The organism is Acinetobacter sp. EKM10A (genome assembly GCF_011075215.1).
In the GTDB taxonomy this organism is placed as follows: Bacteria; Pseudomonadota; Gammaproteobacteria; order Pseudomonadales; family Moraxellaceae; genus Acinetobacter; species Acinetobacter baumannii.
Genome location: NZ_JAALLK010000023.1, coordinates 16819 through 36190, shown reverse-complemented (window position 1 = coordinate 36190; position 19372 = coordinate 16819). Strand labels below are relative to the sequence as shown.

The 19372-nt window shown below is 39.2% G+C and carries 18 protein-coding genes; 7 read left to right on the top strand and 11 right to left on the bottom strand.

Annotated elements, in window-relative coordinates:
* A partial coding sequence (locus tag G9371_RS18025; protein ID WP_159452755.1) for an FAD-dependent oxidoreductase occupies window positions 1–272 on the top strand: 272 nt, incomplete at its 5' end.
* A 173-nt stretch (window positions 273–445) separates the two neighbouring features.
* On the top strand, window positions 446–790 hold the full coding sequence (locus G9371_RS18020) for a hypothetical protein (protein ID WP_001037895.1): 345 nt from the start codon (window positions 446–448) through the stop codon (window positions 788–790).
* 63 nt (window positions 791–853) lie between these two features.
* On the opposite strand, the gene G9371_RS18015 is transcribed toward G9371_RS18020, so the two are convergent.
* A complete protein-coding gene (locus G9371_RS18015) occupies window positions 854–1465 on the bottom strand; it encodes a glutathione binding-like protein (RefSeq protein ID WP_000781338.1) in 612 nt (203 codons plus the stop codon).
* A gap of 207 nt (window positions 1466–1672) precedes the next feature.
* Complete coding sequence (locus G9371_RS18010; protein ID WP_029424267.1) at window positions 1673–4111, bottom strand: ExeM/NucH family extracellular endonuclease; 2439 nt, start codon at window positions 4109–4111, stop codon at window positions 1673–1675.
* 145 nt (window positions 4112–4256) lie between these two features.
* On the opposite strand from G9371_RS18010, the gene trmB reads away from it, so the two are divergent.
* Together trmB and G9371_RS18000 are read left to right on the top strand one after the other, a co-directional pair.
* Window positions 4257–4973: a tRNA (guanosine(46)-N7)-methyltransferase TrmB gene (trmB, locus tag G9371_RS18005; protein ID WP_000020860.1), complete on the top strand. Its 717-nt coding sequence runs from the start codon at window positions 4257–4259 to the stop codon at window positions 4971–4973.
* Window positions 4974–5144: 171 nt separating this feature from the next.
* Window positions 5145–5771: a glutathione S-transferase family protein gene (locus G9371_RS18000; protein WP_029424268.1), complete on the top strand. Its 627-nt coding sequence runs from the start codon at window positions 5145–5147 to the stop codon at window positions 5769–5771.
* A 10-nt stretch (window positions 5772–5781) separates the two neighbouring features.
* Here G9371_RS18000 and G9371_RS17995 read toward each other — a convergent pair whose 3' ends face one another.
* From G9371_RS17995 to G9371_RS17975, 5 genes are all read right to left on the bottom strand, one after another.
* Window positions 5782–6561 carry a Rossmann-like and DUF2520 domain-containing protein gene (locus G9371_RS17995; protein ID WP_000703544.1) on the bottom strand — a complete coding sequence of 260 codons (780 nt, stop codon included), beginning with the start codon at window positions 6559–6561 and terminating at the stop codon, window positions 5782–5784.
* Window positions 6562–6647: 86 nt separating this feature from the next.
* Window positions 6648–8063, bottom strand: coding sequence for an OmpA family protein (locus tag G9371_RS17990; RefSeq protein WP_029424269.1), 1416 nt, complete (start codon window positions 8061–8063; stop codon window positions 6648–6650).
* Between the two features lie 213 nt (window positions 8064–8276).
* Window positions 8277–9512: a dihydroorotase gene (locus G9371_RS17985; protein ID WP_029424270.1), complete on the bottom strand. Its 1236-nt coding sequence runs from the start codon at window positions 9510–9512 to the stop codon at window positions 8277–8279.
* 12 nt (window positions 9513–9524) lie between these two features.
* Window positions 9525–10541, bottom strand: coding sequence for an aspartate carbamoyltransferase catalytic subunit (locus tag G9371_RS17980; protein ID WP_000546639.1), 1017 nt, complete (start codon window positions 10539–10541; stop codon window positions 9525–9527).
* A 123-nt stretch (window positions 10542–10664) separates the two neighbouring features.
* On the bottom strand, window positions 10665–11009 hold the full coding sequence (locus G9371_RS17975) for a hypothetical protein (RefSeq protein ID WP_029424271.1): 345 nt from the start codon (window positions 11007–11009) through the stop codon (window positions 10665–10667).
* 238 nt (window positions 11010–11247) lie between these two features.
* On the opposite strand from G9371_RS17975, the gene rlmKL reads away from it, so the two are divergent.
* Window positions 11248–13452, top strand: coding sequence for a bifunctional 23S rRNA (guanine(2069)-N(7))-methyltransferase RlmK/23S rRNA (guanine(2445)-N(2))-methyltransferase RlmL (gene rlmKL, locus G9371_RS17970; RefSeq protein WP_029424272.1), 2205 nt, complete (start codon window positions 11248–11250; stop codon window positions 13450–13452).
* Window positions 13453–13478: 26 nt separating this feature from the next.
* Here rlmKL and G9371_RS17965 read toward each other — a convergent pair whose 3' ends face one another.
* Complete coding sequence (locus tag G9371_RS17965; protein WP_001060738.1) at window positions 13479–13895, bottom strand: hypothetical protein; 417 nt, start codon at window positions 13893–13895, stop codon at window positions 13479–13481.
* Between the two features lie 268 nt (window positions 13896–14163).
* Between G9371_RS17965 and G9371_RS17960 the strand changes: the two genes are divergently transcribed.
* On the top strand, window positions 14164–14652 hold the full coding sequence (locus G9371_RS17960) for a CinA family protein (RefSeq protein WP_000941316.1): 489 nt from the start codon (window positions 14164–14166) through the stop codon (window positions 14650–14652).
* Between the two features lie 56 nt (window positions 14653–14708).
* Here the strand turns inward: G9371_RS17960 and clpB are convergent, their stop codons facing one another.
* A complete protein-coding gene (clpB, locus tag G9371_RS17955) occupies window positions 14709–17288 on the bottom strand; it encodes an ATP-dependent chaperone ClpB (RefSeq protein ID WP_001210050.1) in 2580 nt (859 codons plus the stop codon).
* Between the two features lie 300 nt (window positions 17289–17588).
* Between clpB and G9371_RS17950 the strand changes: the two genes are divergently transcribed.
* Window positions 17589–18395, top strand: a complete 807-nt coding sequence (locus G9371_RS17950; RefSeq protein ID WP_001237343.1) for a peptidoglycan DD-metalloendopeptidase family protein — start codon at window positions 17589–17591, stop codon at window positions 18393–18395.
* Here G9371_RS17950 and G9371_RS17945 read toward each other — a convergent pair.
* Entirely contained in the window at window positions 18392–18817 is a 426-nt protein-coding gene (locus G9371_RS17945; RefSeq protein WP_001026238.1) for a GNAT family N-acetyltransferase, read from the bottom strand. The two genes, G9371_RS17950 and G9371_RS17945, sit on opposite strands and share 4 nt — an antisense overlap.
* 93 nt (window positions 18818–18910) lie before the next feature.
* Entirely contained in the window at window positions 18911–19333 is a 423-nt protein-coding gene (locus G9371_RS17940) for an OsmC family protein (RefSeq protein WP_001195082.1), read from the bottom strand.
* Window positions 19334–19372: the final 39 nt, after the last annotated feature.

The following is a 19372-nucleotide window of genomic DNA, read 5'->3' as shown; positions in this document are numbered from 1 at the left end:
GTGCGACTGATGAAGAGCATGTGGTAGAGCTTGCAGGGATCTTTGTACAGATTGGTTTACTTCCAAACACTGACTTCTTAAAAGACAGTGAGGTTGAGTTAACCAACCGTGGCGAGATCATTGTTAATGACCGCAACGAAACCAATGTAAAAGGTGTATTTGCTGCAGGTGACTGTACCACTGTACCTTACAAGCAGATCATTATTGCTACAGGTGAAGGCGCTAAAGCATCACTCTCTGCGTTTGATTACATCATTCGTTCTGGGCAGTAAAACTGGTCAAATCACTATCATTTAATTCAAGCCTAGCATTACAAAATGCTAGGCTTTTTTAATACGAGAGTTACAACTTTTTAACAATTTTTGATCTTTATTAATCAGTTACTTTATGTTTATATTTTAGACATCCATAATTTTGGATGCCATGAATTAGAAGGAAAAACACAATGAATAAATTACTTGTTGCTTTAGGTCTTGCTGCGACTGTTGCCCTTGTTGGTTGTAATAAAGATAAAGCTCCAGAAACTGGTGCTACTACAGGTGAACACTTAGAAAATGCTGCTCAACAAGCAACAGCAGATATCAAATCTGCTGGTGATCAAGCTGCGAGCGATATTGCAACTGCAACAGACAACGCTTCAGCTAAAATTGATGCTGCTGCTGACCACGCTGCTGATGCGACTGCTAAAGCTGCAGCTGAAACAGAAGCTACTGCACGTAAAGCGACTGCTGATACAGCTCAAGCTGTTGAAAATGCAGCTGCTGATGTGAAAAAAGATGCTCAACACTAATTAACTATAGCATTAAAAAAGCCCCTATCACTTAGGGGCTTTTTTAATGCTTTTGAAAATTGCTTATGAAATTAAACCTTCATCACGCATCGCAATTTGTACTGACTGACGTTCTGCAACTTTATTACGTAAGGCAATAATATGTTTATATGGCGTTAAATCATGCTCAATTGAGTTTGACCAATTTGTTAAAACAAATAAATACGCATCTGCTGGACCAAAATTATCATTTACCAGATAGTCATAATCCGACTCAGCCAAATAATTATCGATATATTTTAAAAGACGGTCGATTTCAGCATAAGCTTTGGTTTTTTCATCATTTGTTAACGGCGCCCCAAAAAATACCGCGTATGCATCATGCAGTTCAGAATTTAAATAGCCCAACCATTCCAATACTTTCGCACGGCCCAAGCCCGAAGGAGGAATCAAATCTTGTTTAGGGTCGTGCTGAGCAAGGAAAGGTAAAATCGCTACGTTTTCAGTTAAAATTAATCCCGGATTAATTTCTAAAGCTGGTACATATCCCTTTGGGTTAATTTCATAATAATCTGCACCTTTTTCTGTTTTATGTGTTTTTAAATTTACTCGTTCTAAATCAAAATCAACATTAATTTCATTTAAAATAATATGTGCAGCTAAAGAACATGCGCCTGGCGAATAATATAATTTCATATCTGATCCTTGTTATCTCACATTAACGTTTTAAATTGGTTCTAAAAAACCTGCAAGGTTTGTACAATTCCTTAATTGTAAAAAAGCGTAAATTTATAAATTACTTACACTACCTAATATTCTTGAAAAAGTTTTCCCTTGCAAGTTGTCTTGCGTGACGATTGTTTAAAATATGATAAAACACATTCACATCACGCATTTTTACCGTTAACTACGTTTAAAAAGCTGGCTAATCCATTCCATTAATTGAGATAAGAAATCGAAAATTGGACTTTTCTGGTTATCATTTGGCTGATTCGAGTCTTTGCCATTTAAATCTAGATCGACAATCACAGGGTCATGGTCCGAAGAACGATAGGCATCTTCGCCATAGAACAAAGCTTTTTGTTCATCAGTTTTATATTCTTCGTTGTAATCTAGAACAGTCGGTTCGTCAGCATTAATATGCCAAGCAAAAGTACGAACTACTTTTGGATATAAATCTGCATCAGCAATAGCATGGTCTAAGTTACCCGCTCCACCATTACCATTTGCATCACTTGCCACACCAAAAACATAACTGTACGCCTGAGCGCCTTGCCCAACTTTAGCGTCATTGAGTAAGACTTTATAATTGGCTTTTTCAAATGCCAAAATCGGCGCCTCTTTTGCATAACTATTCATGTCTCCAACGAGTAAAGCATTTTGCTTAGGCACTTGCGTCTGATTTTTTGCTAGCCACTGTACAATTTGATCAACAGCTTTTACACGGGTTGGATTCCAGCATCCCTGACCATCATTTTGATCTGCATCAGAAGAGCTGGCATCTACTCCACTACATCCTTTTGATTTCAAATGGTTTGGAATAACAGTAAATGTTTTATTACCACGGAAAGCTTGGAACGTTTGAGCTAAGGTTGTTCGGTTTTTATCACCTAAATCAAGCACAACAGCTTTATTTAAAGGCTTCACACGCTTGCTGTTATAAATAATCGCAACAGCAATAACATCATTACCTAAACGATCCAGATTTTCAGGAATAACATATTTCCAGTCTGGACCTAGTGCACTGGTTAAATGAGCAATCGCGCTGTTTGGGCCATAGCCATTGTTGGCAATTTCCATTAAACCGTAAACGTCAGCATCAATCGCTTTTAATGCACTCACAATTTTACGGTGCTGTTTATCAAACTCTGCTTGTGTGTTTGCACCACGCTCTGTTGGGAAACCCGTTGCACCATTGTCATAGTTCAAGACGTTAAATGAAGCTACACGAATATGATTGGCATTTTTTGTAATGACACTCTGGCGTGGATTTGTTTGAGTAACAACTTCTGGTTGCGTACGTCCAAGCACTGGTTGTACGCGCCAACCGTTAAAACGATATTCTAAAATCCCTTCGAGATTTTTAAGCTGGTAGCCTGAACGCAATGTATTGGCAGCACTAAAATTTGTAGGTAACCATGGTGTACGGTTTTGATTGTTATAACCATCATCAAAAATAATTTTAGATAATAAATTTTTCTGAGCTAGAGCTTTAGCTTCAGGAGATAGCGCTGGATATAAATTGGTTGGAATATATAAGCGACCTAAACTTAAAGATAGTTCACCATAACGGCCATAATTATAATTCTCACTCACCGTTAAAGTCTGAGGCAATTTCACCAACATGCCTTGATAACGCTGCGGAGAATGGGTTGAACTGCCTGTTAAACTCGAAAATGGTAGTTCAAGGCTAATTGGCTGAACCTGATTTGCCATATTGCTATTACAGGTTTGAATATCTTGTTGTAATTGGTCAATCTGTAGCTGATTTTGATAGCTGGTTAAACGACCACGTAAAATAACCTCATCACCAATTTGTCCACCTTTCACCGCACTACTATTCGGAATATAAACAAAAATAGCATTGCTCACATTTGCACGTGCTTTCGTATCAGGTGTTTGAACATAAAAACCTGAGAAACCATTTGCATAACGATAGTCGGCAGTAATTACCCCACGCACGGTATAAGTCTGGTTTTGTGCTGATGTTGCTAAATCGGCAATTGGTGTATCTGAGCTTGAACAGCTGACCGTTTCAATAGGAGGTTGAGTGGTAGAACCTGATAGATTTGTAAAATCATTTCGGTTTGCCCATGCTGTCCATGAATGGTCCAAATCAAATGCTGCTGTCGGATCAATACTCAAAGCTGGATTTTCAGTTTCAATACGTTTAAAGCTATTTCCCAAGCTTGAAACAGCAGTTCCCCATCCTGCCTCAGGTCGTTCCCCAATACGGCCAAAACGATCTACAGGTGTGCCTTTATAAACAAGCACAACTGCATCATCCCCATTAAAAGACAATGCAGCCACTTGATTTACTTTATTGCCAAGTTCTGTCTGTAACTCTGAACGCCCCACCAAAAATTTTTGTTTACTTGCAAGTGTACCTTGTAAACGGAAAGTGGCTGTTTTCGCAGTCCCACCATTATTAAATTGTTGAATTTCATAATCAGCCAAGTTAACAGTAGTACCATCTGGGTTATAAATTTCTAACCCTTTTTTATTACTGCTACCATCAACATACTGGCTAAACATGAGCTGTGCCTGAGCAACAGAACTATATGAAAATGCACCTAATGCACTTAAAAAAACCGAAAGTGTTTTTAATTGAAAAGTTTTCATGAGTAAAAATGTTCATGTGAGTTTTAATTAGCCTCTTAGCTTAAATATTGATCATGACATCTACATGAAGAAAAACACCGAAACATTTGACTTGACCACCTGAAGACTTAAAATACCGCATTTGAATTTCAATATTGCCAAGGTTATGTCGATCGATCAGTTAGAAACGCAAATTGCAGAATTGGACAATTTGCCTGAACACCGTGAAATTGTGACGTTTATGCGTCGTTCAGCCCCACTCAATACGTCTCAACGCACGGCTTTAGAACAACATCGCGATTTAATTTTGGAATATCCCGTGGGTGACTTACGTCAGCACTTTGAGCATCCGGAGCGCCCTTTAACAGTTGAAATCGGTTTCGGTATGGGCCGTTCTTTAGTGCTTATGGCTAAAGCGAACCCTGAACGCAACTATGTGGGTATTGAAGTCCATGTACCAGGCATTGCTCAATGTGTCTATGAAGCAGGTATGGCAGAGCTTAAAAATTTACGTGTACTCGATGCTGACGCAATTCAAGTACTACGTGAAATGCCTGACAACAGTATCAACTGCGTACAACTTTACTTCCCGGACCCTTGGCAAAAGAAACGTCATTTCAAACGCCGCTTCGTTATTCATGAACGTATGCAATTGGTTGAACAAAAACTTGAGCTTGGTGGCACATTCCACGCTGCAACAGACTGGGAACCGTATGCTGAATGGATGTTAGATGTTTTAGACAACCGTCCAAACCTTGAAAACTTGGCTGGTAAAGGCAACAGTTATCCTCGACCAGAATGGCGCCCAGTGACTAAGTTTGAACGCCGTGGCATAGAGTCAGGTCATAAGATTAATGACTTTATCTTTAAGAAGATTAAGTAAGAAACAGGGCTTAGTAACAAACTAGGCCCTTTTCATTTCAATATTAAAAATTAAATAAACCTATGACTTATCTTGTCCATTTTTCTGACTAATTAATGATTGCCAATTGAACTCAATCTCGTTATTTATAGAAAAGGTACTTGCCATACTAAAAAATACTAAGGACAACGCATGTTAAAAATCTTAGGGCGTGATAATTCTATTAATGTTCGCAAAGTCTTATGGCTATGTGACGAATTAAATCTTACATATGAGAGAGAAGATTGGGGTATAGGCTTCCGCTCCGCTCAATCTCCTGAATTTTTGCAATTAAATCCTAATGGTCAAATTCCAGTGATTTTAGATGGCGACTTAGTCCTTTGGCAGTCGAATAGCATTATACGTTATCTAGCAAATGCTTATGATAAAGACCATATACTCTACCCAATTCAAGCTAAGCAAAGAGCTATTATTGACCAGTGGATTGATTGGCAAGCTATAGAACTGAATAACAGCTGGACTTATGCATTTATGTCGCTCATTCGACATTCAGCCCTTCATCAAGACCCGAATTTGTTACAACAAGGTATTGATCAGTGGAATAAACAAATGCAGATTCTCGATCAACAACTTGAAAAAACACAAGCCTATGTTGCAGGTACTGAGTTTACCCTAGCCGATATACCAATTGGGCTGTCTGTACAACGCTGGAAAGCAACTCCTTTTGACCATCCAGCGCTTAAACATGTCGACCAATATTTTGAACGTTTAAATCAGCGTAAAGGCTTTTTAAAATGGGGCAATAACGGTCAACCTTAACCTCTTAAAATTAAGATGAGTGATGGCGCTTTACGATGCCATCACTTAAAAGTTGATAAACCTGTTTTAAATCATCTCGATTTGCTTGGGCTAATAAGCTTTGATGCATTGCCAAGATATTCTGATCTCCTCGCATTGCAGGTCCTGTTTGCATTTGCTTTGGATCATTTTCAGTAGCTTTTTTTGCTGTTTCCAGAATTAATGGATAAAGCAAGCCAAAGTCGACCTGTTCCGCGTCTACGACTTGCTTTGCCATATCAAAACAATAATTACTAAAATTACAGGCAAACACGGCTGCCAAATGCAAAGTTAAACGTTGTTTGGAGGTGTATTGATACACTCGCTTACTTAGGCTATTTGCTAAATCAGAAAGTATTGCTAAGTCATCTTTATTGGTCGCCTCTACAAATAATGGTGTGGCTTTCCAATCAACATCTCTTTCTAAGCTAAATGTTTGTAATGGATAAAACACCCCTGCTTTTTCATGTACCTGACTGATGACTTGAATGTCTGTACTCCCCGAAGTATGAACCATAAGCATTTCGGGAAATAACTCGTGTACCTGCGTTGCAAGTTCAGTAATAGCACTGTCTGAAACAGCTAGAATAATTAAATCGCTTGGTTGAAACTCTTGAAGAGACTGACATGCTTTCGCTTGAATTTGCTCTGCAAACTTCTTGGTTTTCTCAAAATCACGTGCATAGACTTGTACGATGTTATGTCCCTTAGCCAAAAGTGCCTTTGCCAAATGGAAGGCAACACGCCCACTCCCTAACAAACTAATTTTCATGCCAACCTAACAATATTTATTTCTATAAAAAAAGCTTCTCAAAATGAGAAGCTTTTTTCAAATTAGAATTCAATAAAATCTGTTTTTTATTGAGCTACTGAAAACTCAATACGACGGTTTTTAAAGCGTCCTTCTTCGGTCGTATTGTCTGCAACTGGCTGTTCTGAACCATGGCCTTTAGCAACCAGTTTAGAAGCATCCACTCCTTTAGAAACTAAATAATCTACTACTGCTTGAGCACGTCGTTGAGAAAGCGCTTTATTAGCAGCGGCATTCCCTGTTGAGTCGGTGTGACCACCTACATCTAATTTAACACCAGACACTTTATTTAAAAGGGTTGCTGCTTGATCAAGAATAGCTTTGTTATCTGCAGGAATGTCACTTGAGCCACTCGCAAAGTTAATAATTTGTAAATTAAGTGCTTTAACTAGTGCGTTTACATCTACATTGTTCGGGTCAATTGCAGTTAAGGCTGTTTTTGAAGCACTTAAACTGTTGCTTACAGACTGTTCAGCTGTTTCTGGCGCTGCGGCAACAACTTCGGTATGTGGAACAAGTGCTTTTACTTTAGCAGTTAACGCTTCTAACGCTGCAGCATCACCTGCTTTCAATGTAATCTTGTCACCCACCCATTCTAAAGAAGCGTTTGGAATACCTTTTAATGCACCCAACACACCTGCCAAAGCATCCTTATCGGTAAAAGCAGCCGCATAAGTTTGACTTGTATCAACATCACAATCTTTAGTAGCTGAAAAGACTTGTTTAACTTGAGTTTGTAAAGTCGCCAAGAAACCTTGATCGCCAATTCCAGCCTGACACTGGCTCACGGCACCTTTATCATCGGTGCTTAAAGTTAAAGTAGCTGGAGCAGCCGCGGCCTCTACACCGCTTGCAGCTTTAGTTTCTGGGGCAGGTGTAGCTTCTTTATGCTGGCAAGAGCGCCACAACCAAGCAATTAATAACCCGAGAATAATGAGCGCAATAATGGGTAAAAAACCACGAGATTTGCCCGTAGTCTCTGTTGCTGCTGCAAGTGGCGGTGCTGTCGATGATGTGACGGAAGATAAACCAGCTCCAATACCTAATGGAGCTAATAAGCCCACGGCCCATCCTGGTAAATATGAACGGATCGTTTCAGCATGCTGACGTAAATAGTTCACAATACTTTGTTGATCATTTCCGGCAACGTCAGAAATTGCATTAAGGCTCGGTTTTAATGCGCTATTGAGGGTATTTTCGATTTCATTATTTGGTGCTGTACCGCTTAAATGGGTAAGCACAGTATTCTTAATTTGCTCATTATGAGAAAAAAGATCGGATAATGACGGAGCCAAACTGTTTTTCAATTGTCCTATAAGATCAGGTTTAGCAGCTAATAATGAAAGTAGAATTGGATAAAACTTAGATAAAGCGTTTGTTTTTTCGCCGAGGTATCCATCCTGATTATTTAATATTGTTGAAGATACTTTTTCTTTAAGCAGTTCTATAGGGTTTATCGACATTGGTTATTCTCCCGAATCTTATACGTCGTAACCAGCAACTTTTTGATTATTCAAATACTTCTCTTTGCTGATAGTTTTTTATTCTAATGCGCTCGAAATCTTTTGTTGTTTTTTAAATAATTTATATACAATTTTCCATCTAGTATTTACAAAACAGGCAGATCTTTATGATCTACCTGTTTATATTTTATATTGGCATTTTGCTGCTTAAAATTAAACAGCAAAAGTCTGTAAGACTTTACCTGTAAGCTTTTGGCCCAGTAAAGGGGTGTTTTTCCCTTGAGATAAAATAGTATCTTTACTTACAATCCAGCTTAACTCAGGATCTACTAACACCCACCCTGCTTCAGCTTGCCAACGAGCTGTCATGTTTGCCACCTGTGCAGGAGCACTTGTCACTTTAGTTACCCATTCTAAAGGTTCAAATAGACCTTCATTAATGAGCTGAATACCTAAAGCCACATAAGTATCAAATGCAGTAATACCCGGTTGGGTCTCTGCAAATGGAGCCATTTTAGCTGAACTGCTTAAAGGCTCATGGTGGGTACAGATAGCATCAATTACACCTTGTTTTAAACCTTGGCGTAAAAGCTCTTTATCTTGCTCAGAACGTAATGGTGGACGAACATGTGCAAGTGAATTGAAGCCATCAATTAGTTGCTCAGTTAAATGTAACTGATGCATCGCTACATCGGCAGTAACCGGTAAACCTTTTGCTTTTGCAGCACGAATTAATTCGACCGAAGCGCCACAAGACAATAAACCAAAGTGAGCTTTAACACCTGTCGCTTCAATCATAAGTAGATATTTTGCAATCGCTACGGTTTCTGCAATTGCAGGAATCATTGGTAAACCTTGACGTGATGCAATAAAACCTTCATGAGCACAGCCATCTTTAGCAAGTTGTGGCTCTTCAGCATAGAAAACGACGGTTAAACCAAGACCCGCAGCGTACTCTAATGTACGAACAACGACATCGTCATTTTCAAAAGCAGCATTCGCATTTGAAACAGCAGTACAGCCACCCTTTTTAAGACCTGCCATATTTGCTGGTTGCTTACCATTTAGACCTTGAGTCTGGGCACCGATGATATGCATGTGAATACCACCATCATGCCAAGCTTTTTCAATTAAGCCATGAATAAGCGCACCGTTGTCTTGTACAATCGGCTTTGAGTCTGGCGGCGTAATGACGTGCAAAATACCGTTAGCACGTGCAGCTTTCCCTTCTGATTTCAACGTCCCATGCTGCTGTTGACCCGGTTCACGCAAACGTGCACACAAATCAACCATAGTTGGCATTAACCATTTACCCTGACCATCAATGGTCTGTTCAACCTGATCGACTGGAGCAACGAGCTTACCGTCTTGAAGATATACAGTTTGTACGCTGTCTGTTTTTTGGATTGGGTCTAACACACGTACATTTTCAATTTTTACAATACTCATGTGATCCATTCCTTACAACGCAATCGCTTCAATTAAACCTTGTTCTTGGAGTTGCCCTTGCATAGACAACGCTAGCACAGCCATACGAACTGCAATACCGTTAGTGACCTGTTTTAAAATCACTGACTGTTCGCCATCAGCAATACTCGAATCAATTTCTACACCACGGTTCATTGGTCCCGGATGCATAACAATACAGTCCGGTTTAGCCAAGCTAAGGCGCTCTTTGTTTAAACCGTACATTCTGTAAAATTCAGATTGCGAAGATAATGCTGGTGAATCGATACGTTCATTTTGAATACGTAAAGCAATAATCACATCACAACCGGTAATGCCTTCATCCATGTTATTGAACAAACGAACATGGTCGCCATATTCTGAAAAACCAACCGGTAATAAGGTGTTCGGCGCAATCACACGAATATCTTTACATCCGAGTGTTTGAAGTGCAGCTACATCTGAACGCGCAACGCGAGAGTGTTTAATGTCACCAATAATGGCAACACTCAAGTCTTCAAATGGTTTTTTCGTCTCACGGCGAATAGTGAGCATATCGAGCATCGCTTGCGTTGGATGAGCATGACGTCCATCTCCGGCATTAATAATTGCGACTTTCGGACATACATCTTTAGCAATGAAATGTGCAGCACCTGAAGATGAATGACGTACAACAAAAATATCGGCAGCCATTGCTTCGAGGTTCCAAAGCGTATCTCGTAAAGTCTCACCTTTTGACGTGCTTGAACGTGCAATATCAATGTTCAATACATTGGCAGACAAACGTTTTGCTGCTGCTTCAAAAGTAGTACGAGTACGGGTGGAGTTTTCAAAGAAGAGATTCATAACCGTCCGACCTTCTAAAAGCGGGCGGTTAATTAAATTATTATTATCATCTAAAAAGCTTTGCGCGGTATCTAAAATCTTAGTGAGGTTTTCTTTTGAAAGGCCCTCAATCGTTAAAAAATGTTTTAAATTTCCGTCTTGATTAAGCTGAACCTGGCTCGGTTGATGCAACGCTGCAATATGCATAATGGATTCCTATGGGTCGAATCGCGAAAACGTGCATAGTGTAGCTGAATTCCGTTCTTTTCGCAGAAGAACTTTACAGAATAAGGCCCTAAATTGACCAGAAAATTTAGAGCCGTGCTCAGATTACCTTAAAGCACCAATATAATGATGTGGAACTTGTGCCCGATAAATGTCTTCGGCTGTGATTTCTGATTCTTCACTAGTTTGAATACTTACTGTCACTTCTTTTTGAGACTGCTCTGATATTGAATCAGTCAATACCATTAATCGTTCAACACAGCGTTTTAATTCATCATCTTCTGCTTCTAGTGCCAGTGCAATTACATATTTCGCATAGTCTTTATTTTGAACAACATACATTGCATCTATCACCCGTCCCGTTACTCTGCGCATACGCACATAAATTTGGGTAGCTAGTGTGAAAGCTTCTGCATTCGCTATAAAACCATTCCCCATCATATCTTTCATTTATATTCCCCTATGTATTCAAATCATGAAATTGGTTAAAGACCATCAATAATGATTAATTAAATAAGTTTTATTTCGAAAGATTTAGCAAAATATATACCAGTTTTTATATTTTAAGCTTTAAAAATCAATTTATTGGTTGCCAAGTGATAGGTTGCAATAATTTAAAAACTTTTAGACACCAAAATACGTTAAACTTTGCATCGTTAATATTTATATGTTTTGGTCAATCGAGTTTATGAATACCTCTTTACGTTTAAACCACTATTGGATTACTTGTGCTGATGGTTTAGAAACCCTCTTACAAGAAGAAATAGAACAGCTTGGCACCAAAGTGACAGAACGTAAAGCAGGACGTTTAATCATTGAAGGAACGCTTGAACATGCTTACCGTATTTGCATGTGGTCACGTCTTGCTTCACGTGTTTTACTTCCAATTCATACTTATGAACTTGAACGTACCCACGATGCGCGTGATGTAGCAGAAGAGCTTTATGAAGGTGCAATTAGTTTTGATTGGTCACTTATTTTTGCACCACAAAGTACCTTTGCAATTCGCTTACACGCAGAGCGTGAAATTAAGGTAAATACGCAGTTTGCAACCCTTCGTGTAAAAGACGGTGTCGTCGACTCCTTTATGGAAGCTGTAGGTCGCCGCCCAAGTATTGATACCAAACAACCGGAAATTACATTATATGTGCTTGCGGGCAAAACCGAGCATACATATTGCCTAGATTTATCTGGTGATTCATTACATAAACGCGGCTACCGTCGTTTCATGACAGATGCGCCAATTAAAGAAAACCTCGCAGCAGCAATTTTACAAAAAGCCAAGCTTAAGGAACGTAACCCGGAAATTGTACTTGACCCAATGTGTGGTTCAGGCACATTTATTATTGAAGCATTAATGATTTTAACTGATCGTGCGCCGGGTCTTGTACGTCGTTTTGGTTTTAATGGCTGGCATGGTCATGACCGTGAACTTTGGCTTTCACTCAAAGCGGAAGCAGCAGAGCGTCATGAAAAAGCACTTGAACAACCGTTACCTAAGTTTTATGCATACGATGCTGACTGGGAAGCTGTAAAAGCAACACGCGAAAACATTATTGCAGCAGGTTTTGAAAAGCTACTAGGCGATATTCAAATTGAAGAGCGCACTTTAGCAGACTGGCCAGATTTCGGTGCTGAAAATAAAACTGCTTTTATCGTTACCAACCCTCCATATGGTGAGCGCTTAGGTGACAAAGCTTCTAACCGTTCTCTTTACTTAGGCTTATCTGCCCTCTTACAAAAGAACTTCCCAAATCAATATGCAGCAATTATTGCCGCACAAATTGAACAAGCCGATGTTTTAGCATTTGAAGCACCAGAAACATTACGCTTAATGAATGGTAAATTACCGATTTATGTTCGTTTCGGTACAGTTAAACCTGAAAAAGTCACTCAACCATTCTTGGCAAACTGGCAAGCTCAACCTGTTGAAATGGAAGAAGCTCAAGACTTTGCTAACCGTTTGCAAAAGAACATGACTGCCTTGAAAAAATGGGCAACCAAAGAAAATATCTATTGCTTACGTTTATACGATGCAGACCTCCCTGACTTTAACCTTGCTGTAGACTTATACGGCGACCGTTTACATGTTCAGGAATATGCACCACCTAAAAAGATTGATCCTGAAAAAGCAAAAAAACGTTTCAACTTAGCGCTTGCTGCTATTCGTGCGGTAACAGGATTAAATCGCGATTCAATCTTTATTAAAACACGTGCGCGTCAAACTGGTACCAATCAGTACACCAAACAAAGTACAGCCAATAAACGTTTCATCGTTCAAGAAGGTAAAGCTAAAATTTTAGTGAACCTGACTGACTACCTCGATACAGGTTTGTTCCTTGACCACCGTCAAATGCGTTTACGTATTGCTCAAGAAGCACGTGGTAAGCACTTCTTAAATCTTTATAGTTATACATCGACAGCCAGCTTACACGCGGCTTTAGGCGGCGCAGCAAGTACAACCAGTGTAGATTTATCTAATACTTACTTGAGCTGGTCAAAAGAAAACTTCGTTTTAAACGGTTTAACGGTAGATCATGCAGACGAACAGCATATGTTCTTTGCAAGTGACTGTTTTGAATGGTTAAAAGAAGGTCATGAACAATACGATCTTATTTTTATTGACCCGCCAACATTCTCTAACTCTAAAAAGTTCCACGGTACTTTTGATGTGCAGCGCGATCACGTCTCTCTAATTAAACGTGCAATGAACCGCTTAACAAGTGAAGGTACACTTTACTTCTCAAATAACTATCGTGGTTTTGAGATGGATGAAGAGATCGAGGCTTTATATGATGTTGAAGAAATTACTTCTGAAACGATTGGACCCGATTTTAAACGTAATCAAAAAATCCACCGTGCATGGAAAATTCAGCATCCTGGATTAAATTAATCTGAATTTGAAAAAGGAAGTTATCATTACTTCACGGTAATGATAACTTCACCATGTACATTCTTTGACTCAAAATCATAACGTGTAAATCGATCAGCTCTTTCTGGCAGAGCAACCATTTCTAATTTTTTCTTCTCTTTTCCATCAATGACCTGATTTTGCTTTTGTTCTTGATAAGGCGATAACACACTTGTGCGCAGTGAATTCCATCGAACCTGCTGTAAATAGTTATCCCCTAGTGTTTGCCGAACTTGACGTTGCTCTATTTCTGGCTTCTTCGCATCATCTTGAGCTTTCGCAATAATTACGGGTAGAGCTGCCGTTACTGCTCCTGTTTGAGTTGCAAGCGCACTTTCATTCATAGGCTGTGCAGCCCATAGATTCGTCGGTAATACCGCTATACAACTTAAAATTCCCAGCACACACCCTTGCTTATTGTTCATCATGTTCATCCTAAAATTGTTATTGTTTGTTATATCGAATCAAACTAACAAGTTTTTAACCTTGTCGCAATGTTATAAAGAAACTTCCCGATAATTAGCATTGATCATTTTAAAACCTGAAATTCTTCACAGGCTTTTTGTGAATATTCAAATAGTTTTATAGATTTTTATCTTAGACTTGAACCATACCCTTAGATCACTTAACGTGATTTTATAATTTATTTGTAGTTAGATTTATTCATAAATAAACACCATACGAGGTGGAATAATGCTTCAGCAATGCTGTCAGTTATTAGAAGACCGTTTACTTAAAGTCGCATTTATTGAAAGTGCCAGTTCAGGTTACTTAACCAGTCAGTTTTCGATTCATAAAAATAGTGGTGCTGATATTTTACTGGGTGGATTAGTCAGTTATGACCCCAGTATTAAAATCAGTGTTTTAAAAGTTGATCCAAAGTTAATTGAAACCTACACAGCAGAATCGCCACAAGTAACTGAAGAAATGTGCAGGCTTGGTCAAACCCTATTTCAACAAGCTGACATTGTTGTGAGCTGCACAGGTTTATTAAAACCTGGCGGAAGTGAAACCACGGAAAAACCTGTAGGTACTTTCTTTATCTGTATTTCTTATCTAGGACGTATTTATCATTACCATTATTTTTTATCAGGTCATGCCGAACAAAAACTTAAAACTCTCACACAGAAAGTAGCAGACTCAATTATTGCGCTTATATCTTCAAATCAGCATAAAAGTTAAATATAAAAAAAGAGAATATGTTTCCATATTCTCTTTTCGGTTTTAGCAGAAAAAACTTAGCTGAGTTTCAGCTTATCAAACACTAAGTGACCATTTTCACCTTTAACTAAAATGGTATCACCCGCAACAAAGTCACCTGACAAGATTTTTTGAGCTAGTGTATTTTCAACCTGTTGTTGAATTGCACGTTTCAATGGACGCGCTCCGTATACAGGGTCAAAACCAGCGTCAATCAATAAGTCAAATGCACTGTCATCTACAGTTAAACTCATATCACGATCAACAAGTCGTGAGCGTAAGCGGTCCAACTGAATATCGGCAATGCCACGAATCTGTGCTTTTTTGAGTGAATGGAAAATCACCAACTCATCAATCCGGTTAATAAACTCCGGACGGAAATGCTGACTTACCGCATTCATTACAATAGTACGCACTTCATCATCAGTTGCACCTTCACCAAGTTCACGTACATCTTGTGAACCCAAGTTCGATGTCATCACAATAACCGTGTTTTTAAAGTCCACTACACGACCTTGTGAGTCGGTTAAGCGTCCATCGTCTAACACTTGTAGCAAGATATTGAAAACATCTGGATGCGCTTTTTCAACCTCATCAAACAACACTACGCTATATGGTTTACGGCGAACAGCTTCGGTTAAAACACCGCCCTCTTCGTAACCTACGTAACCCGGAGGCGCACCAACTAAACGGCTGACAGAATGTTTCTCCATGAATTCACTCATATCGATACGAATCATGGCATCATCACTGTCAAACAAGAAGTTAGCTAAAGCTTTAGTCAACTCAGTTTTACCAACACCTGTTGGTCCTAAGAACAAGAATGATCCGCTAGGACGATTCGGGTCAGACAAACCGGCACGTGAACGGCGAACAGCATTCGATACCGCAACGACTGCTTCATCTTGCCCTACAACACGGTCATGCAAGAACTCTTCCATATGAAGGAGTTTTTCACGCTCGCCTTGCATCATTTTAGCAACCGGAATACCTGTTGCAGCACTAACGACTTCGGCAATTTCATTTTCAGTTACTTTTGTACGAATGAGTTTTGGCTCTTCGTTTTCTTCAGCAACTTCATCTTGTTCAAGTTGTTTTTGCAACTCTGGAATTACACCATATTGCAAACGTGCTGCTTCTGCCAAATCGCCTTCACGCTGAGCTTTTTCAAAAGCAATACGTGCTTTATCAAGTTCAACCTGAGCTTGTTTAGTGCCTTCTACCAGTGTTTTCTCAGCTTTCCACACTTCTTCCAGATCGTTGTATTCTTTCTCGACTTCAGCGATCTGTTTTTCAAGATGAGTAACTTCGGCCTTACTGCCTGCGTCTTCATCTTTTTTCACCGCTTCCAATTGCATTTTCAACTGGATTAAACGGCGATCAAGTTTATCAAGTGCTTCTGGCTTAGAATCGATTTCCATCTTAATACGAGAAGCGGCCTCATCAATTAGGTCAATTGCCTTGTCCGGTAATTGACGGTCTGTAATATAACGATGAGACATTTTCGCCGCAGCAATAATCGCTGAGTCTAAAATCTGTACGCCATGGTGAGTCGCATACTTTTCTTTCAGACCACGTAAAATCGCAATGGTATCTTCTACACTTGGTTCATCGACCAGCACTTTTTGGAAACGACGCTCCAAGGCTGCATCTTTTTCAATGTATTGGCGATATTCATCTAAGGTTGTTGCACCCACACAGCGCAACTCACCACGAGCCAACGCAGGTTTTAACATATTACCTGCATCCATCGCGCCGTCACCTTTACCAGCACCAACGAGTGTATGTAACTCGTCAATGAATAAGATGATTTCGCCTTCGTGTTTCGCCAAATCTTTTAAAACAGCTTTTAAACGTTCTTCAAACTCACCACGATACTTAGCACCTGCAAGCAATGAACCTAAATCTAACGATAAAACACGTTTATTCTTTAAGCCTTCTGGTACTTCACCATTGACAATACGTTGTGCCAAACCTTCAACAATAGCGGTTTTACCTACCCCAGGTTCACCAATGAGTACTGGGTTATTTTTAGTACGGCGTGACAAGACCTGAATGGTACGGCGGATCTCATCATCACGCCCAATCACCGGATCAAGTTTCCCCGATAAAGCCCGCTCGGTTAAATCAATCGTATATTTATTAAGTGAGTCACGTTGGTCTTCGTGATTATTACTCATGACTTTGTCACTACCTCGAATATTTTCAATTACTTTGCGTAAGCTGTCGGGAGTTACACCTACGGCACTTAAAATATTTTTTGTTTCACCAGTTTCTGCCAAGCCCAATAAAACCCAGTCAGTTGACAAAAATTCATCGCCAGCTTTTTGCGCGTATCGATCTGCCAAGTTGAGTGCTTTAACTGCTTCTGGGTTTAAATTGACATCGCCCGTCGGGTTAGCAATAGTCGGAGCATCTTTTAAAGCCTGCTCTAGCTTTTGTTTAAGTTCAGGTAACCGTGCACCTGCTTGTTGCAACAAACTAATATTGGACGGCTCTTCCAATAAAGTACTCAAAATATGAATACCTGCTATAGCTGTATGGTCTTTACCCATCGCTAAGGATTGAGCATCTGAGAGGGCTTGCTGCAAGCGGTTCGTAAATTTTTCAAATCGCATTCTTGTTATTCCTCACAACAAATTCGTACTTGTGTAATAGATGGGAACACTTTTTCGGATTTCAAATAAATTTTTATATATTTTTCATTAAGTTATAAAAAATACTGCGAGTAAAACTCGATTATAATATGGGTTTGTTTTGTATATATTTCAAGTACACTTCGGCTACATTTTATTAAATATCTTGAATATTTATATTTACTCTCATCTATTTTATGGTCTTCACAAAGACTTCATTGAGAATTCCCGAATTAAGAATTAATTTATCTTGCCAATTCCATCCTGTTTTTGAAATTAAAAATGCGCTTAAAACATATTATATTAACAACTTGTCTTTTCAGCTCGACTCTAGCAATGGCGGAGTTACCCCAAGATTCAAGAAGACCCGGTGGTATTGCAGTTATTCCTTTAACTTCGGATATTACTCAGGTCACTTTTCAACACAAACCGGTTTTAATTAGCCAAGAAGGACAGCAGCGTTATGCTGTTTTCGGCATTCCGTTATCTACTCCACTTGGTAGTGTTCAACTCGATACCAATAAAGCCCCTATTCAAATAGAAGTTAAATCTTATCCATATGCTGAGCAACGCCTTAAAGTTACCAATCAAGACTATGTAAATCCCAATCAAAGTCAATTAGATCGTTACGCTCAAGAAGCTAAAGAACAAAATGATGTATATAGTTCATTTACGCAAAGTTCGTGGCAAGCCTTACCAAAATTTATACGCCCAACTTCGGGTAAATTTACCAATTCTTTTGGAAGAAAACGCTTTTTTAATGGTGAAGAACGTGCTCCACACTCAGGTCTAGACATTCCAGCACCAATAGGCCAAAAAGTAGTTGCTCCAGCAGACGGTGTAGTCGTTCAAACAGGTCATTATTTTTTTAATGGACAAACTGTATTAATCGATCACGGCCAAGGCTTAATTAGTATGTTTTGCCATTTAAGCGAGATAAAAGTAGAAAAAGGCCAGCATATTCGTCAAGGGGAAACTTTAGGTCTAGTCGGTAAAACAGGACGTGTCACAGGTCCTCATTTACATTGGGGAATGAGCCTTAACAATGCACGGGTAGACCCTCAACTTTTTCTAAACACCACTCATTAATTTAAAGCTTTACGAAAGTACTTTGGCGCTTCGACATAGCCTTCTCTTAGGTAAAATTGATGTGCCAAAGGTCTTTGTATCCCCGAATGAAGTTCCATTCGGTCACAACCACGTTGCTTTGCTATCCGTTCTGCTTCTTGTACAAGCAAATGCCCCACTCCTTTACTACGCATCTTCTCGTCAACACACAGATAACATATTTTGGCAAAGTCACCTTGTAAGGCAATTTGTGGAATAAAATAAAGCGATAAAACTCCATACACTTTTAAATCGTCAACTGCGACCAACGTAATCGCATTAGGATCTTTACTTAGTATTTGAAATTGTTCCTGAACTACTTTTAAAGGCTGTGAATATCCCATTTGTTTAAGTAAATAACATATGGTCTCGGTATCTTCCCATTGTGCTAAACGGATATTCACTTAACTCTCTCCTTTTATTTTCTAATTATTCTTATCATAAAAAAAGCCAACATGACTGTTAGCTCTTTATTTTTTAGGCATTCACAAATAAAATTATGCTGCTTCAATAATCTCAAAATCGTGAGTAATTTCTACGCCACCATCTGAAAGCATTTTACTTGCTGAACAATATTTTTCAGCTGATAGCTCTACTGCTTTTGCGACCTGTTTTTCTTTTACAGCTTTACCTGTCACTACAAAGTGTAAATGGATCTTGGTGAAAACTGCCGGAATTGCATCTGCTCTCTCAGCTTTAAGCTGACATACGACATTCGTCACATCTTGACGGGATTTCTTTAAAATAGTCACAATATCAAACGAAGCACACCCACCAAGTCCCATTAATATCAACTCCATAGGACGTGGTCCACGGTTTTCACCACCGTACTCAGGTGAGCCATCCATCACTACACTATGACCGCTCTCTGATTTCGCTTCAAAAGCAACATTCTCTAGCCAATGTACACTTGTTTGCATTGCAACTACCCAAAAAAAATTATAAATTTAAGCAGGGTC

Bases quoted from the DNA above. Each gene is read 5' to 3' on its own strand.
- rlmKL (WP_029424272.1), top strand. From the start codon at position 11,248: ATGAATACCTCTTTACGTTTAAACCACTATTGGATTACTTGTGCTGAT.
- G9371_RS17940 (WP_001195082.1), bottom strand. From the start codon at position 19,333: ATGCAAACAAGTGTACATTGGCTAGAGAATGTTGCTTTTGAAGCGAAA.
- G9371_RS18000 (WP_029424268.1), top strand. From the start codon at position 5,145: ATGTTAAAAATCTTAGGGCGTGATAATTCTATTAATGTTCGCAAAGTC.
- G9371_RS18015 (WP_000781338.1), bottom strand. From the start codon at position 1,465: ATGAAATTATATTATTCGCCAGGCGCATGTTCTTTAGCTGCACATATT.
- G9371_RS17965 (WP_001060738.1), bottom strand. From the start codon at position 13,895: ATGAACAATAAGCAAGGGTGTGTGCTGGGAATTTTAAGTTGTATAGCG.
- clpB (WP_001210050.1), bottom strand. From the start codon at position 17,288: ATGCGATTTGAAAAATTTACGAACCGCTTGCAGCAAGCCCTCTCAGAT.
- G9371_RS18010 (WP_029424267.1), bottom strand. From the start codon at position 4,111: ATGAAAACTTTTCAATTAAAAACACTTTCGGTTTTTTTAAGTGCATTA.
- G9371_RS17985 (WP_029424270.1), bottom strand. From the start codon at position 9,512: ATGAGTATTGTAAAAATTGAAAATGTACGTGTGTTAGACCCAATCCAA.
- G9371_RS17960 (WP_000941316.1), top strand. From the start codon at position 14,164: ATGCTTCAGCAATGCTGTCAGTTATTAGAAGACCGTTTACTTAAAGTC.
- G9371_RS17980 (WP_000546639.1), bottom strand. From the start codon at position 10,541: ATGCATATTGCAGCGTTGCATCAACCGAGCCAGGTTCAGCTTAATCAA.
- G9371_RS17950 (WP_001237343.1), top strand. From the start codon at position 17,589: ATGCGCTTAAAACATATTATATTAACAACTTGTCTTTTCAGCTCGACT.
- G9371_RS17975 (WP_029424271.1), bottom strand. From the start codon at position 11,009: ATGAAAGATATGATGGGGAATGGTTTTATAGCGAATGCAGAAGCTTTC.
- trmB (WP_000020860.1), top strand. From the start codon at position 4,257: ATGTCGATCGATCAGTTAGAAACGCAAATTGCAGAATTGGACAATTTG.
- G9371_RS17990 (WP_029424269.1), bottom strand. From the start codon at position 8,063: ATGTCGATAAACCCTATAGAACTGCTTAAAGAAAAAGTATCTTCAACA.
- G9371_RS18020 (WP_001037895.1), top strand. From the start codon at position 446: ATGAATAAATTACTTGTTGCTTTAGGTCTTGCTGCGACTGTTGCCCTT.
- G9371_RS17995 (WP_000703544.1), bottom strand. From the start codon at position 6,561: ATGAAAATTAGTTTGTTAGGGAGTGGGCGTGTTGCCTTCCATTTGGCA.